Below are 13,992 nucleotides of genomic sequence, written 5' to 3' on the forward strand. Positions count from 1 at the left end.
GCGGAAAATAATTAGAACCGGGTGGTTAATTGATGAGGGAAAGGACACCGGGCGGTATGTTTTCCAGCCTTGAGAATCACCGTGAGTGGTTGGGCGCATGGGTAATGCACCGGATAGTCGGGTTTATCGCAGATATATTGCCGGTTTTTTTCAGGTCGTTAGCGGTGCTACCCGAGGACTATGCCAATGTCCTTTGAGATAGCGATCAACGCCGAGCACCTGAGCAAGTGCTATCAAATCTACGACAAGCCGATGGATCGCATGCTGCAAATGCTGACCCGTGGCAGAAAACGCTATTACCGTGAATTCTGGGCACTCAAGGATGTGTCCCTGCAAATTGCTAAAGGCGAGACCGTCGGCATCATCGGTCGCAATGGCAGCGGCAAGTCCACGCTGTTGCAGTTGATCTGCGCAACGATGGCACCCACCCAGGGCAGCGTTGAAGGTCGCGGCCGTATTGCGGCGCTTCTGGAGCTAGGGTCCGGCTTCAATCCAGAGTTCACCGGCAGGGAAAACGTTTACCTGAACGGTGTAATACTGGGCCTGAGCCAATCCGAGATCGACACCCGTTTCGATGAAATCGCTGCCTTTGCCAACATCGGCGATTTTATCGACCAACCGACCAAGACCTACTCCACCGGCATGTTGGTCCGGCTCGCCTTCGCCGTCTCGGTGTGTGTGGAACCGGACATTCTGATCGTCGACGAGGCGCTCTCCGTCGGTGATGCGTCCTTTCAGTTCAAATGCTTGAACCGGCTGGAGAGCTTGATCGAGAGCGGCTCTACGCTGCTGTTCGTGTCCCACGACATGAGCATGGTCAGACGCTTTTGCAACCGCGTCATTTATCTTCGCGAAGGTCAAATATTCGCCAGCGGTGCCCCCGACGAAATGGCCGAGTTGTACCTGCTTGATATGCGTGATGAACAGCGCCGCTGGGCAAGCGGCGGCGACGTTTCGGTCACGCGCAAACCTTTTCTGGGTGTTTCAAGCGATGCCAAAGAGGGTATTGCCTTCGGCACACAGGAAGGGCGCATTACTTCTGCCTTCTTTACAAACACCCGGGAACTCTTCTCCAGCTACCTGTATGGCGATGAGATAGAGATCCGGGTCGAAACCTTGCTGCGCGACGGCATCACCCAGCCATCGCTCAGTTTTACGGTCCAGGAGGCTCGGTTGATGGTCATCGGTGGGGCGAACTTTGCGCTGCAAATGGCACCGGCCGAGGACGGCTGGCGGCAGGCTTCGATCTGCGTGCGATTCCCGGCCAGTCTATCGGCAGGTCGCTACCACATTACCCTCAAGCTTCTACAGGGCGGGACTGAGGACACCTCACAGCTGATCGAGAAACAGGTGGGGCTACTGTCATTCGACATGCTGCCCAATAACAGGGGTTTCCTCGGCGTCGTAGATCTGGGTTTGCAAAGCGTGGTCCAGCCTCCTGAACAACAGGGTCAAATAAAAAAAATGTGTAATGTCGATGTCCCGGAGAGTACATGAACGGACGCACCTGGCAGATCGCCATAGTTGGCACCTTCGACGTCGAGAATTATGGCGATCTACTGTTTCCGATCATTGCACAAGTCGAGCTGAGCAAACGGCTGGGAGCCGTACATCTACGGCGGTTTTCGTACAACTCCAGGCCCGCTGGGCAATGGCCCTATCCAGTGACGTCTCTGAGCGAACTGCCTGGTCTGGCCGAGCATCTGGACGGCTTGTTGATCGGCGGCGGCTTTCTGATTCGCTTCGATAAGCTCGTGGCTGAGGGCTATGGCCCTGCTTCAGCGGATATTCACCACCCCACCGGATATTGGCTCACCCCGGCGCTGATCGCTTTGCAACACGCAACGCCCGTGATCTGGAACGCTCCCGGCATGCACTGCAACAGCATTCCCGACTGGGCCGCACCGCTAGTGAAACTGGCCCTGGAACAAAGCCAGTACGTGCGGGTTCGTGACAGCCTGTCACGCGATACCCTGGCTGCAATCTCGAGCGAGATTGACGTCGAAGTCCTGCCCGATACCGCATTTGGCTTACCCAACCTGATCGATGACCAGCAACCTTCCAGGCCATTCATCCATCTGTGCGAGCAGGCAGGATTGACCGCTCCGTATATCGTCATCCATGCCATCCACATGGTTGAGCCGTTTTTGCGCTTGTTCGAGCAATATCCGCAGGCGTTCGAACACTATCAATTTCTGGCGCTGCCCATTGGCCCGGTCCTTGGTGACCACCCCTCGATAGTCACCCGGCATTTGCCCCACGCAATCAGCCTGCCGGAATGGCCCGAGCCATTATTGCTGGCAGAAATCCTCAGCCGGGCAGAGGCCGTTATCGGTCACAGCTATCACCTGGCGATCAGCGCGCTGGCCTTTGGCGTCCCGGTGTTTTGTTCCGCCGATCTGAGTGCCGGGAAATACACCGCCCTGGCCGACTTCGAATCGCTGCACGCCCTGCCCGATGTCGAGACCATTGACGCACAGTGGTTTCTCGATCGAGCCGGCAAAACCCGGCCCTGCGCCGCGGCACAGGCGGCTGCGCTGCAGGTGAGCACTCACTGGGACCAGGTCGCGACCCTCATCAAGCAGGGAAAGACCTCTTCGACGCGGGCGCTAGACGCGTTTTGGCAAGGTTTGCCGACGCTGCTCGAAACGGCAGCAGAGCCCCGCGACACACCGTACATCGAGGCCGCGCCCCCGTCTGTCGATGTGGACCAGGCAAGCGAACGCGCTGTCCTGCACGCCAGGTTGAGCACTCAACAGCAACAGATAACGAGCCTCCACCAGCGCCTGGCACGAAGCGAGGCAAAAGTGCTTGAGTTGCAAAACTCCAGCTCATTTCGAATCACCGCCCCACTGCGCTCAATTGCACGTGGCCTCAGAACCCTGAGAGGAAGGTAAGGACAGGATGCTAAACCTGACACGGCTGCAATCCAGCGCGTTGAACACTCAACCGTATTCATGGGCCGAAATTGGTGATTTGTATTCGCCAGAAGACGCGTTTGCCCTGGCGACCACCTTTCCCCACGATCATTTCAAGACCGTGACGGGTTATGGCGGGGAAAAAAACTATGACTATGAGGCACGGGGCCTGGTGTCGATGGGCACCAACGCCGTTGTTTTTCCTGAGGAGCTGAGCGAGGCATGGCAGAAACTGGCTCAAGACCTCTGCTCTTCGGCCTATCGGGAAGCCCTGTCGCACTTGACCGACCATGACCTGCGCGATGTACCGATGGAGGTGAATGTCTTCCATTACGGTCCAGGCGCCAGCCTTGGCGCCCATCCCGACCTGAGCGACAAACTGGTCACCCACATCCTGTACTTCAATGAATCCTGGAACCGCATCGACGGTGGCTGCCTGAACATATTGCGCAGCTCAGACCCGACCAGCATTGCGGCCGTCATCGAACCGCAGGTGGGCAACTCCGCCGTACTGGTGCGTTCGAATCACTCCTGGCATGCCGTTTCACCGGTCGTCAGCGGCTACCGCTCATCTCGTCGCAGCCTGACCGCGACCTTTTATCGTCCGGGCTCGAAGAGCTCCATGTGGCCGGATGATGACTGCACTGCATTGCACAGGTACCCACGTGACTGATCCGATCAAGCACGACACAGCCCTGGCCGAAAGAGATGCAGTACTGCAGGAGCGCGATGCCGCGCTCGCCAGGGTCGATTTCCTGCTGGGTAGCCGCTCATGGTTTGTGACCAGACCACTGCGTTTCATTGCCTGCATGATGCGCTATGGATTGCTCGAGGCTCTTTCTGGCGGTGCCGATGTTGCGTTTCGCGCTCAAGGGCTAACGCTCCCCAGCGACCCGGCGCGACATCCTGCGCAGCGCTCCGTAGCCGAAGTAGTCCCCCACAAGAAGCTGGATATTCTGTGCTTTGCGAATATTGAGTGGGCCGCCAGGTTTCAACGACCGCAGCAGTTGATGAGCCAATTCGCGCACCAGGGAAGTCGAGTGTTTTATATCGTGCCCTCGAGAGTCCCTCCTGAGGGGCGGCCTTATAGTCTGACCCGTGTGGCGCACAACATTTTCGAAGTGACCCTTCAGCGTGATGCTCAGGATATCTATTACGAGAAAGTCTTGACGCCCGAGAACACCCAAGCCTACCAACGTGCCCTCGACCTGCTGATAGAGGACTTCCAGATCCGGGATGCGTTTTCACTCATCCACATTCCTTACTGGAGCCCATTGGCCATTGAGTTACGCGCTGATCGCGGCTGGCCCATTCAATACGATTGCATGGATGACTGGGATGGTTTTCCGAATATCGGTGCCGGGTTGGTGACCGAAGAATGGAACCTCGTCGCCCAGGCAGATCTGGTAACGGTATCGGCGGCGCGTCTGCACCGTAAATGGTCCGGGCATTGCAAAAGATGCGTTCTGGTGCGCAACGCAGTGGACTTTGAATTCTTCCACCGGCACTGCATGCCTAACGATCTACTACCAGACTTTGCGGGACCTGTGATTGGCTTCTACGGAGCCCTGGCACAGTGGCTGGACTTCCCCTTACTCGCGGCGCTGGCAGACAAACGCCCGACCTGGAATTTCGTACTGGTGGGAGACGTCTTCGTCGACAACCTCGCAGGTCTCGAGGGCAAACCCAATGTGCTGTTGTCAGGAATAAAACCTTACGCTCAAATGCCTCTCTATCTTCATCGCTTCGATGTCTGCCTGATCCCTTTTCTGCTCAACAATGTGACCCACGCCGTGGATCCGGTGAAGCTCTACGAATACCTGAGTGCGGGAAAACCAGTGGTTTCGGCGCCCCTCGAAGAGTTGAGCCGCTACAAAGATATTCTGTACTTCGCGAGCGACGTCGATGAGTACCTGGTGCAGATCGAGCGCGCCTTGACTGAAACCGCACAAGACAGGATCCGGCAACGGGTGGAAACCGCCCGCAGCAATGACTGGAAAGAGCGCGTCGAAACCACCCGACAAGCCATCAGCGCGCTCGATGTGCGGGCGTCCATCATTGTCGTGACCTACAACAACCTCGATCTGACCCGAGAGTGTATCGACAGCATTGTGCGTAACACCACGTCGGTCCGTTACCAGCTGATCATTGTCGACAACGGTTCAGCGGATGGCACCCCCGCCTACCTGCAACAGCTGAGCCGCGACAATCCTGATGTCGATATCATCCTCAATGCCGATAACCGCGGGTTTTCTGCCGCCAACAATCAAGGTTTGCGTCGGGCCAGAGGCGAGACTCTGCTGTTGCTCAATAACGATACGGTGGTGCCCAAAGGCTGGCTGACGCCACTGATCAAACACTTGCAGGATCCAGGCATCGGACTGATCGGCCCCGTCACCAACATGGTCGGTAACGAGGCGAAAATCGCGGTTCCGTATACCAGTATCGGACAGATGCACGACTTTGCATCCCGCTACACCGCCGAACATAAAGGTCAGGTGTTCGACATTCCAATGCTGGCGATGTTTTGCGTCGCCATGCGCCGGGACGTTCTGCGCCAGGTAGGGTATCTGGATGAAGCCTTTGGCATCGGTCTGTTCGAGGATGATGACTACAGTCGCAGGGTTCAGGCCGCTGGTTACCGTACTGTCTGTGCCGAAGATGCATTCGTCCATCACTATGGACAGGCATCGTTCAAGAAGCTGATCGTCAGTGGCGAGTATCAAGCCCTCTGGGATAAAAATCAGGCGTACTTCGAAAGCAAGTGGCAAACCTGGACGCCTCATACTCACCGTGCGAGTGCCACACCCGGCAAGAACGAAACGGCTCCGCCACTGGCAGAGCCGACATAGCGGCCTGAACTGCCGGACATCAACGCCCACAACAACTGGCCCTGATGCAGAAGACCTGCTTTTGCGTACACAACGCTAGCCGCTGATCAAAAGATGGCCTCCGAGCACTCCGAGGCCAATGAAAAATACGCGTTTGAACAGCACGGCGCTGATTCGCTGGCGTAGCCATTGCCCCAGCAACATACCCAGTACGGCCGGTATCAGGGCGAGCAGCGAAGCACTCAACTCGCCACCGCCCAACGCCCCACGCCACAGCAGGCCGGCGGCCAGCGCCAGTGTCGAAACGCTGAACGACAGGCCCAGCGCCTGCACCAGTTCATCCTTGTTCAGAGCCAGTGCCTGAAGGTATGGCACGGCCGGAATCACGAAGACTCCGGTAGCCGAGGCGATGATGCCGGTCAGCACGCCGCAGACCGGGCCAAGCCAGCGCTCGGTGCTGGCGTTCACATGCAGCGTCGGCAATAACAGACCGCTCAGGGCGTAGAGCAGTAACGCCGCGCCCAGTGCCCGCACCACCCAACGGCCTCCATCGATACCCAGCCACAGCGTACCCAGCCCAGTGCCGATAAAAATCGCCAACAGCATCGGCCACAGCCGTTTGATCAGCGAACTCAAATGCCCACCGAAGGCCAATTGCCAGATATTGGTCAGGGTCGCCGGTATGATCAGCAACGCTGCAGCCTGCGCCGGAACCATAGCCAGGCCCAGCAGGCCCATGGCAATTGTTGGCAGACCAAGGCCGATTACACCTTTGATCATCCCGGCTAGCAGAAAGGTGCCAATGACCAATAATGACAAGGCCGGGCCGAGGTTTTGGTAGAACGCGACAAGTGTCTTCATGGCACTATCCTGGGCCCTGTGCTCGACCTTGAAAATTCGCCATATACTGAGACAGCCTCTTGTTATTGTTGAGGCTTATCGTTCCCACGCTCTGCGTGGGAATGCATCTCGTGACGCTCTGCGTCACAAGGGGCGGACGCAGAGCGTCCAGGGCGGCATTCCCACGCGGAGCGTGGGAACGATCCAATATACTGAGGCAGCCTCTTGGGAACGATCCATCGAAGGCGACCCTACATGCACTTTGACCTGACCGATCTGCGGCTGTACTTGAACATTCTCGAAGCTGGCAATATCACCGCAGGTGCCAGCCGCAGCCATCTGTCGCTGGCGGCGGCCAGTGCCCGGATTCGGGCGCTGGAAGCTTCGCTGGGCACTCCATTTCTAGAGCGTGGACGCCGTGGCGTCAGTCCCACGCCGGCCGGCAAGGCCTTGGCCCAACATGCTCGGGTGCTGCTGCAACAGGCCGAACACATGCAGCAGGATCTGGCCGAGTACGCCAAAGGCGTCAAAGGTCAGGTGCGGTTGTTGTGCAACACCACGGCAATCACCGAATACCTGCCGGAATTGCTGGCGGACTTTCTGCGCAGCCATCCCAACCTCGACATCGACCTGCAAGAATTGCCAAGTCTGCGTATCGCCCACGCCTTGCGTCAGGGCTCGGCTGACCTTGGCATCGTCTCCGACGCGGTGGACACCCAGGACCTTCAGACCCGGCCCTTTCGCGACGACCCGCTGGTGTTGATCATGCCGCCCGATCATCCCTTGGCCAACGGCAGGCCGCCGGGTTTCAGCGATACCTTGCTTCACGATTACGTTGGTCTGGCCGCCAATAGCGCGCTGGCGGTGTATCTCGAAGAACAGGCGCTGCACACCGGCGTACGCATGCAAATACGTATCCGCGCTGAAGGCTTCGACGGGGTGATTCGTATGGTCGCCCGCGGCGCTGGCGTGGCGATCGTGCCACTGGCCGCGATCCGGCGCTGGACGGTCGAGCAACCGTTCAAAAGCTTCGCGCTGAAGGAAGAATGGGCTCAGCGAAAACTGCTGCTCTGCGCGCGCTCATTCGACAGCCTGCCCGGTTATGCCAGAGCCTTGCTTGAGGCCTTGTCCGTTGAATGAGCCACCCATTGACTCTCCCGTTAGGGGCAGACTCTACCCTGAAAGCTCCACTTTCAGGATTTAGTCACGATGAGCAAGCGAGTACTGGTGATTCTGGGTCACCCCTCAACCGATAGTTTCTGTGGAGCCCTGACCAATACCTATGTCGAGGCCGCAAAAAGTGCCGGACATGATGTACGTCTGCTACGACTCGATGCTCTGAACTTCGACCCGGTACTGCACGATGGTTACAACCTGATTCAGATGCTGGAGCCCGATCTGCTCAAAGCCCAGTCCGATATCACCTGGGCTGAACATCTGGCGTTTGTTTATCCGATCTGGTGGGGCGGCATTCCGGCCTTGATGAAAGGCTTTTTCGACCGGGTTTTCCTGCCCGGTTTTGCCTTCAAATACCGCAAAGGCAAAGCTTTCCCGGACAAACTCCTGAAAGGACGAACCGCTCACCTGCTGGTGACCATGGATACACCGCCGTGGTACTACAAGTGGGTCTACCGCATGCCCGGGCTGCACCAGATGCGCAAGACCACGCTGGAATTCTGTGGCATCAAACCATTGAAGACCCTGACGTTCGGCCCGATCCTCGGCTCGAAGTCGACACAACGGGACGCCTGGCTCAAGCAAGCCCAGGCTATCGCCAGTCACTGAAGCCTTGCTACGGGCGATGCCGGCTTCGTCGCGCCCTGCGCCCTACACCCGCGCCATTTAATACGCCCGGGTTCCCGCCTCGGCATGCTTGTGTAAAGATGCCGCGCCGAAGCTTGCCTATCCGTGGAACGATTGATACCACGGGGCCAATCGATAGCTGTTCAGCTGGAACATTGCCTGTCATCACGTCAGTTGATACAGGTGCGGCAGGCGCGTGAACGCTCGGCCTCTTTGTGCACATAAAAAAGGACTTTTCATGTATATCGGCAAAGCCGCCCAGCTGTCGGGCACGACGGTCAAGAGTATCCGGCACTACGAAGAAATCGGCTTGTTACCGCCGCCACAGCGCGAAGGTAAATATCGCGTTTATAGCCAGCAGAGCGTTGAGCTGCTGACGTTCATCAAGTGCGCCCAGCAACTCGGTTTCAAGCTCAAGGAAATGCAAGCGATCCTGCAGGATCACAGGGGCCAGGAACTGCCATGGGACCTGGCGAACAAGGCTATAGCGGACAAAAAACAGGAGCTGATGACCCAGATTGAAGCGTTGCAGAAGGTGCACTCGGGGTTGGTCGAATTCGAAGCCAGCCTCAAGGACGCTCAGGATCAATGCCAGTTCGAACATATCGCCAAAATCGCCTGAACACCGTCACCCCGCTGCACAGAACTGAAACAGTTGTTAAGCCGCTTTGCGCTGCCAAGGCACGCCGGCAATGAGTGGTTACTACAAACCCAATGCCGGCGCATCCTGCTGCAGCAGCAGCCCTTGCGCTTAACTCAAGGCGCCATCACGCAATGGGTGTTCACGTTCATCCACGGGCGACTCAGGCACGATCGCGGCGAAGAACCACGGCGAAATCAATGTCACCAGCAAGATGGTCATTACTCCACTGGAAAATAGCGCCAGCGCCACCAGCGTTCCCAGGTCAATGACCGGCTTGTAGGCGGAAAACAGCAACGCCAGGAACCCCACCGAAAAAATCACCACGTTGACCACGGTCGAACGCCCGACGCTGTGCATGGCCGTGAGAATCGCCTCATCGACATGCACGCCTTGCTGAACCAGCAACTTGATCCGCGACAGCAGGTGTACGGCGTAGTCGACCACCCCCACCACCAGGAACGTCACCAGCGTCGTGCCAATGTTCAGCTCGATGTCCAGCAGATACATACAGCCATAGACCGTCACGGACGTGGTCAGCAGCGTGAGCATGCCAAGAATGCCCAGGCGTACCGACTTCAACCAGTACATCATCATCAGCGTGACCACCACCAGCGCCAGGGAGAAGCTCAGCACCTGGCCCTGGGTGATTTCCTGCAGCACTCCAGTCCAGATGTAGGGTGTACCGGCATGGGTCACTTGCAGGTTGGCCGGCTTGTTCACCAGCAGCCAGGCATCCAGGCGATCAAGCATGTCCTGATAGTCGCTGGCGACCGAGGAGGTCATGGTGTAAAGCGTCAGCGCCTTGGAATAGTCGGCATTAAGCACGTTCTGCAAATCCGAGCCGCCGCCGTTCTCGAACATCATGATGTGTTGCTCGATCAGCGAGTTGCCGTCGACCTCAAAGGTTTCCGTCTGCCCCTCGTCATTGACCGACTTCACCTGTTCCAGCGCCTGCGGCACACGCAGATAGTCGGGCTTCATGTCATTGAGCACCAGGTTCATGCGTTTGACGTAAGTCGCCACCGAATAGGTGTAACTGACGTTCGGCTGGGACTTGATGAATTGGTCGAGCCTGTCGAGGAACTGCACCACCTCGGTGGTCAGGACACCTCGCGGGGTCTTGCTGTCGAAGGCGATCCAGCCCGGAGAAGTGCCGGCGACATGGGCCCGATTGATGAACTCATCCGAGACCCGGAGCGGGCTGTCCTTCTTGAAGTAGGCAATCCCCGAGTCCTCGATATTGACCATGAAGGTGAATACCGTCATCAACGCCAACAACGGCAGGGTCACGACCAGAACCGGCTTGCGCCACTGGATCAAACGCGCACAGAACGCTACCAGGTAGCGCGAGATGATCGACTCTTTGTGGACTACTTTGCGCGGTGGCTGATCCTTGCCCCAGATGGAGATCCACGCCGGGATCAGCAGCAGGGAAATGATCAAGGCCGCCGTCAGCCCGATAGACATGAAGAGACCGAAATTGCGAATGCTGACGATATTGTTGGTGGTGGAAATCATGAACGTGGCAATAGTGGTGACGGTGGTCAGCACCACTGGAACGACCATCATCCGCATGGTCTCGCGGTTGGCCTCACGAAAGGATTTGCCGGCATTGAGCTGCTCGTAATACTCGGCCATCACATGGATCGCGTCGGCACAGCAAATGGTGAACAAAAAGACCGGCAACACGCTGGTCAGCAAGTCCATCGGTACCTGAAACAGCGCCATCAGGCCCAAGGTCCAGATGGTGCAGAAGAGGATATTGAACAGCGGCAGGAGCACGCCCAAAGGCTTGCGGAAAAAGAACACCAGCAGCGAAGTCACCAGCAGGAACACGATCGGGAACAGCAGCGCCAGGTCGTGATCGATGATCTCCTGCTGCGCCGCAATAAAGATCGGCATCCCGGCGATGAACACCTCATCGGTGAATTGCGGATGTTTGGCCTGGTAGTCCGCGATGATTTGACGAACCTGGTGATAGGCGCGTAGTTGAGCTTGGGCGTCGTCCTGTTTGGTCCCCAGTTCAGCGACCACCATGGCGACTTTCTTGTCGGCGGAAACTACCCCGCCGACCATTTGCTCGTTGCCCATGATCTGCGCTTCGACGACCTTGGGGTCCATGTCCAGGCCATGCAGGGTCTTGTGAATCCACAGTTCGCCATCGGGGCTCAGGCTGATGTTTTCCAGGTCGGCCATGGAGGCCATTTCCTTGATCGGGTTGATCCGCTCGACGAGAAAGCCGAGGAACTGCTGATCGCGCTCGCCCCAGCCCTGACTGCGGGCGTGATCGAGCAAAACCTTGGCCTGGGCGTAATCGTTCTGGGAAAAACCCTCATTGAGAATGTCCGCGGCCAGCAGTTGGGCGCGACTGTCCGCCCCATGCTTGCCGACAATGCGCTGAAGTTCGACTTCATCCTCTGCGTTGGCCAGCATCAGCCGCCGCAGGGCTTGCGAAAGTTCGAACTGGGCATTGAGCGAGTCGGTGTTGAAGACACTCTGCCGATTGTTCAGCGCCACCATGACCGAGTCGTAGGTACCGGTGAATTCGTGCTGCAGGTCGAGAATGGTTTTGCGCGCCGGATGGGTTTCCTTGAGTAAATAGGGATTGGTGTCCGACATCAGCGAGCCGAGTGTGTAGGTGAACCAGGCGGTGATCGCCACCAGCACAAATACAATCGCCCGCGCATAGCGCTCAACGAAGTTCAGGTATCGTTCCATGATCATGCGTTCCACAAAGGTCGGAGCAGTGCTTAGCGAGCGGACACGGCGAATTCAGGCAGGTCGCCGGTCTTCAGGCCGCGTTTGATGGCGGTCTGGGTAAACAGTCGGTCGTCCAGCTCAACGTTGTACTGCAACTGGTTGAAACGCAGCTGGGAGCGAGTGCCCGCGATGAAGTCTTCGGTCTCGCTCAGGGTGATGCTGTCAATCTTATCGACAGCCTCGACTTTCAGCGTGCGCATCTGTTTGAACATCACGCCTTTGACATCGAAGAAATCCTGACGCATGACCAGCAGATTCTTTTTGTCGATCCAGACCTTGAGCTTGTTGTAGCCGGTCTTGGCCAGGACTTGCGCGGACGCAGGCGTGCGCTCGATGACATAACACTCACGACCGGCAATGTTCTCTTCGCCGACCAGGGTCTGGCGATAATCGTTGGCCCGGATCTTGTCCAGGTCTGCATAGGAATAATCACTGCCCATGAAGGCACCGCGCTTGTCGGTGGTCGAAATGCGCCGGGTCTGCCGGCTGACCGGCAAGTACATCCACTGGCTATCTTCGGTGCTCAGTGCTTCGTGGGGGTTTTCAATGTGGAAGGCGACATCGCGCACGTCATTGGGCGCCGAGAAATACATGGTGAACTTGTCGCTGTCCGGATAATCCTTCTGCAGGTAGTTGAACTCGCGCACCCGGCTATTGCCCTGCTTGTCGAGCAGGATCAACGACACCTGCGACATGAAGCTCTTACCGTCGTTGCGATCTCTGGCCTGGCGGATGATTTCGTCAGCGTCCTGGCCCTCGGCGGCAAACACCGAAGCGCTCGTCAGCATCAACACACCAGCGGTCAGGACCTTGAATAGCGGCAACATAGAATTTTCCTTTTCATCATGTGAGTGAGTTGCTCGCCAGCGCACGGTGCACGCAGGCGCTGTATGTTCAGAACAAGCTGTATGGTTAAAACAAATAGCCCGCCGAAAGCCGAACCTGATCGCGCTGGTCGTACTCGCCAAATGGCCGGTCCTGCTTGCCAAAAAACACATCCACCTCCAGCCCCAGCTTGAGCCAGTCGACCGGTTTGTAGGTGAAGATGCCCTGCAGCAAGGCGTCGTCTTTGGCCGGCGGTGACATAGCCAGCACCAACCGACTCTTGAGCCGGTCCCGCAGATGTGTGCCTTCGGCAGACAGGGTGAAGAGATCGGCACGTTTGACCTGCAACATCCCGACCTGCCAGTCGAGCAATTGCTGCTCCTGCCATTGCAGGGAGATCAGCCAGTTGCGCAGCAGATAGTCGACGCCAAGCAGTGACTTGATCATCGGGCTCTCGTCGCTGCCGTACTGGCGGAAGGGATTGGTCACTCTCCAGTCATCGAAATAGGCCACCTCGCTGCGCACGACGATACTGTGCCCGGCATCGATCGCCAGACCGGCCCCGGCCATGCTGTAACGCGGAAACTGCCGTTCCAGGCGAATTCGCTGATCGTCGGCCACACCCTCGACCGCATACACCGGATCTTGCTGACGGGCATTGAGTGCGACGAAGCTGGCGTCCACCGCGCCGATCCGGCCGTTGGCGCTCAGGCCATAGGAGAAACCGCGTTGAGCGTTGTAGTCGGGCGTGGAATCGACGATGAACGTTGCCGGGTCCGGCCGGGCGAACAGCGGTGCATCGAACTCACTGCCTTGGGCCGGTGCCTGGTTCTTCACAAAGTCGGTAATCCACAGGGCTTCCAGCTCCCACTCGCCCACCGGCTGGGTCAGACGCACCATAGGCACCGCAATGCGGCTGTCTTCGAGCAAGGCAGTCAGGCCCTCGCGGTAGTCGAGCGGGTTGATCTGATCGAGCACTCGCAGTTCATCCGCGCGGCCCCAGACCACCTGCTGCCAACCCACTGTCAGCTCACCGTCACCGACGTATTGTCCCCAGTACAAATGCCGCCAGTCGGCGCTGAAGCGGTAGTCTTCCCGGGCTTCCTGGCTGTAGGGGTTATTGCCGTCATAGCGGGCGTCATAACGCACCCGGCCCTTGGCCTTGTAATAGCCACTGTCCCAGTTGTCCTCCAGATTGGCCTTGAAATAGACGGCCTTCTGCGTGACCTGGTCGTCACCATGCAAGCGCAGCGCGGTGGCCACGCCGACTTCAGCATCGGCATGGGCCGGCACGATGTCGGCGCTGGCCAGCTGCGGGCCGAGACAGGCCAGCACGGCAACCAGCCCCTGCCTGAATCGCTCTCTGGCCATG

11 protein-coding genes are annotated in these 13,992 nt (G+C 57.9%); 7 read left to right on the forward strand and 4 right to left on the reverse strand.

The annotated features are described in order from the left end of the window. Window positions 1–186: 186 nt before the first annotated feature. The 4 genes from AC07VR_RS28300 to AC07VR_RS28315 are packed head-to-tail and all read left to right on the forward strand — an operon-like array spanning window position 187 to window position 5,770. The gene (locus AC07VR_RS28300) at window positions 187–1,497 is read left to right on the forward strand and encodes an ABC transporter ATP-binding protein (RefSeq protein ID WP_495013221.1); all 1,311 of its coding nucleotides are present in this window, start codon (window positions 187–189) and stop codon (window positions 1,495–1,497) included. After that, entirely contained in the window at window positions 1,494–2,897 is a 1,404-nt protein-coding gene (locus tag AC07VR_RS28305) for a polysaccharide pyruvyl transferase family protein (RefSeq protein ID WP_495013222.1), read from the forward strand. The genes AC07VR_RS28300 and AC07VR_RS28305 overlap by 4 nt, the downstream gene beginning before the upstream one ends. A gap of 7 nt (window positions 2,898–2,904) precedes the next feature. Next, window positions 2,905–3,591, forward strand: coding sequence for a 2OG-Fe(II) oxygenase (locus AC07VR_RS28310; protein ID WP_495013223.1), 687 nt, complete (start codon window positions 2,905–2,907; stop codon window positions 3,589–3,591). Further along, window positions 3,584–5,770, forward strand: a complete 2,187-nt coding sequence (locus tag AC07VR_RS28315; protein ID WP_495013224.1) for a glycosyltransferase — start codon at window positions 3,584–3,586, stop codon at window positions 5,768–5,770. The genes AC07VR_RS28310 and AC07VR_RS28315 overlap by 8 nt, the downstream gene beginning before the upstream one ends. Window positions 5,771–5,845: 75 nt before the next feature. Here the strand turns inward: AC07VR_RS28315 and AC07VR_RS28320 are convergent, their stop codons facing one another. Continuing rightward, window positions 5,846–6,610, reverse strand: coding sequence for a sulfite exporter TauE/SafE family protein (locus AC07VR_RS28320; RefSeq protein WP_495013225.1), 765 nt, complete (start codon window positions 6,608–6,610; stop codon window positions 5,846–5,848). Between the two features lie 234 nt (window positions 6,611–6,844). Between AC07VR_RS28320 and AC07VR_RS28325 the strand changes: the two genes are divergently transcribed. From AC07VR_RS28325 to AC07VR_RS28335, 3 genes are all read left to right on the forward strand, one after another. After that, a complete protein-coding gene (locus tag AC07VR_RS28325; protein WP_495013226.1) occupies window positions 6,845–7,729 on the forward strand; it encodes a LysR family transcriptional regulator in 885 nt (294 codons plus the stop codon). Between the two features lie 69 nt (window positions 7,730–7,798). Further along, window positions 7,799–8,374 (forward strand): NAD(P)H-dependent oxidoreductase, encoded by a 576-nt coding sequence (locus AC07VR_RS28330; RefSeq protein WP_494995419.1) that lies wholly within the window; start codon window positions 7,799–7,801, stop codon window positions 8,372–8,374. A gap of 256 nt (window positions 8,375–8,630) precedes the next feature. After that, a complete protein-coding gene (locus tag AC07VR_RS28335) occupies window positions 8,631–9,014 on the forward strand; it encodes a MerR family transcriptional regulator (RefSeq protein ID WP_494995420.1) in 384 nt (127 codons plus the stop codon). 129 nt (window positions 9,015–9,143) lie between these two features. Here AC07VR_RS28335 and AC07VR_RS28340 read toward each other — a convergent pair whose 3' ends face one another. From AC07VR_RS28340 to AC07VR_RS28350, 3 genes are all read right to left on the reverse strand, one after another. Continuing rightward, window positions 9,144–11,753, reverse strand: a complete 2,610-nt coding sequence (locus tag AC07VR_RS28340) for an efflux RND transporter permease subunit (protein WP_494995421.1) — start codon at window positions 11,751–11,753, stop codon at window positions 9,144–9,146. A gap of 32 nt (window positions 11,754–11,785) precedes the next feature. Then, the gene (locus tag AC07VR_RS28345) at window positions 11,786–12,622 is read right to left on the reverse strand and encodes an outer membrane lipoprotein-sorting protein (protein ID WP_495013227.1); all 837 of its coding nucleotides are present in this window, start codon (window positions 12,620–12,622) and stop codon (window positions 11,786–11,788) included. Window positions 12,623–12,707: 85 nt separating this feature from the next. Further along, a complete protein-coding gene (locus AC07VR_RS28350; RefSeq protein ID WP_495013228.1) occupies window positions 12,708–13,991 on the reverse strand; it encodes a DUF1302 family protein in 1,284 nt (427 codons plus the stop codon). Between the last annotated feature and the right edge of the window lies 1 nt (window position 13,992).

The sequence above is a fragment of the Pseudomonas sp. GW821-FHT02H09 genome, assembly GCF_059421425.1.

Coding starts and splice junctions, on each gene's coding strand:
- AC07VR_RS28320 (WP_495013225.1), bottom strand. CDS start 6,610: ATGAAGACACTTGTCGCGTTCTACCAAAACCTCGGCCCGGCCTTGTCA.
- AC07VR_RS28305 (WP_495013222.1), top strand. CDS start 1,494: ATGAACGGACGCACCTGGCAGATCGCCATAGTTGGCACCTTCGACGTC.
- AC07VR_RS28340 (WP_494995421.1), bottom strand. CDS start 11,753: ATGGAACGATACCTGAACTTCGTTGAGCGCTATGCGCGGGCGATTGTA.
- AC07VR_RS28300 (WP_495013221.1), top strand. CDS start 187: ATGTCCTTTGAGATAGCGATCAACGCCGAGCACCTGAGCAAGTGCTAT.
- AC07VR_RS28335 (WP_494995420.1), top strand. CDS start 8,631: ATGTATATCGGCAAAGCCGCCCAGCTGTCGGGCACGACGGTCAAGAGT.
- AC07VR_RS28345 (WP_495013227.1), bottom strand. CDS start 12,622: ATGTTGCCGCTATTCAAGGTCCTGACCGCTGGTGTGTTGATGCTGACG.
- AC07VR_RS28350 (WP_495013228.1), bottom strand. CDS start 13,991: ATGGCCAGAGAGCGATTCAGGCAGGGGCTGGTTGCCGTGCTGGCCTGT.
- AC07VR_RS28325 (WP_495013226.1), top strand. CDS start 6,845: ATGCACTTTGACCTGACCGATCTGCGGCTGTACTTGAACATTCTCGAA.
- AC07VR_RS28330 (WP_494995419.1), top strand. CDS start 7,799: ATGAGCAAGCGAGTACTGGTGATTCTGGGTCACCCCTCAACCGATAGT.
- AC07VR_RS28310 (WP_495013223.1), top strand. CDS start 2,905: ATGCTAAACCTGACACGGCTGCAATCCAGCGCGTTGAACACTCAACCG.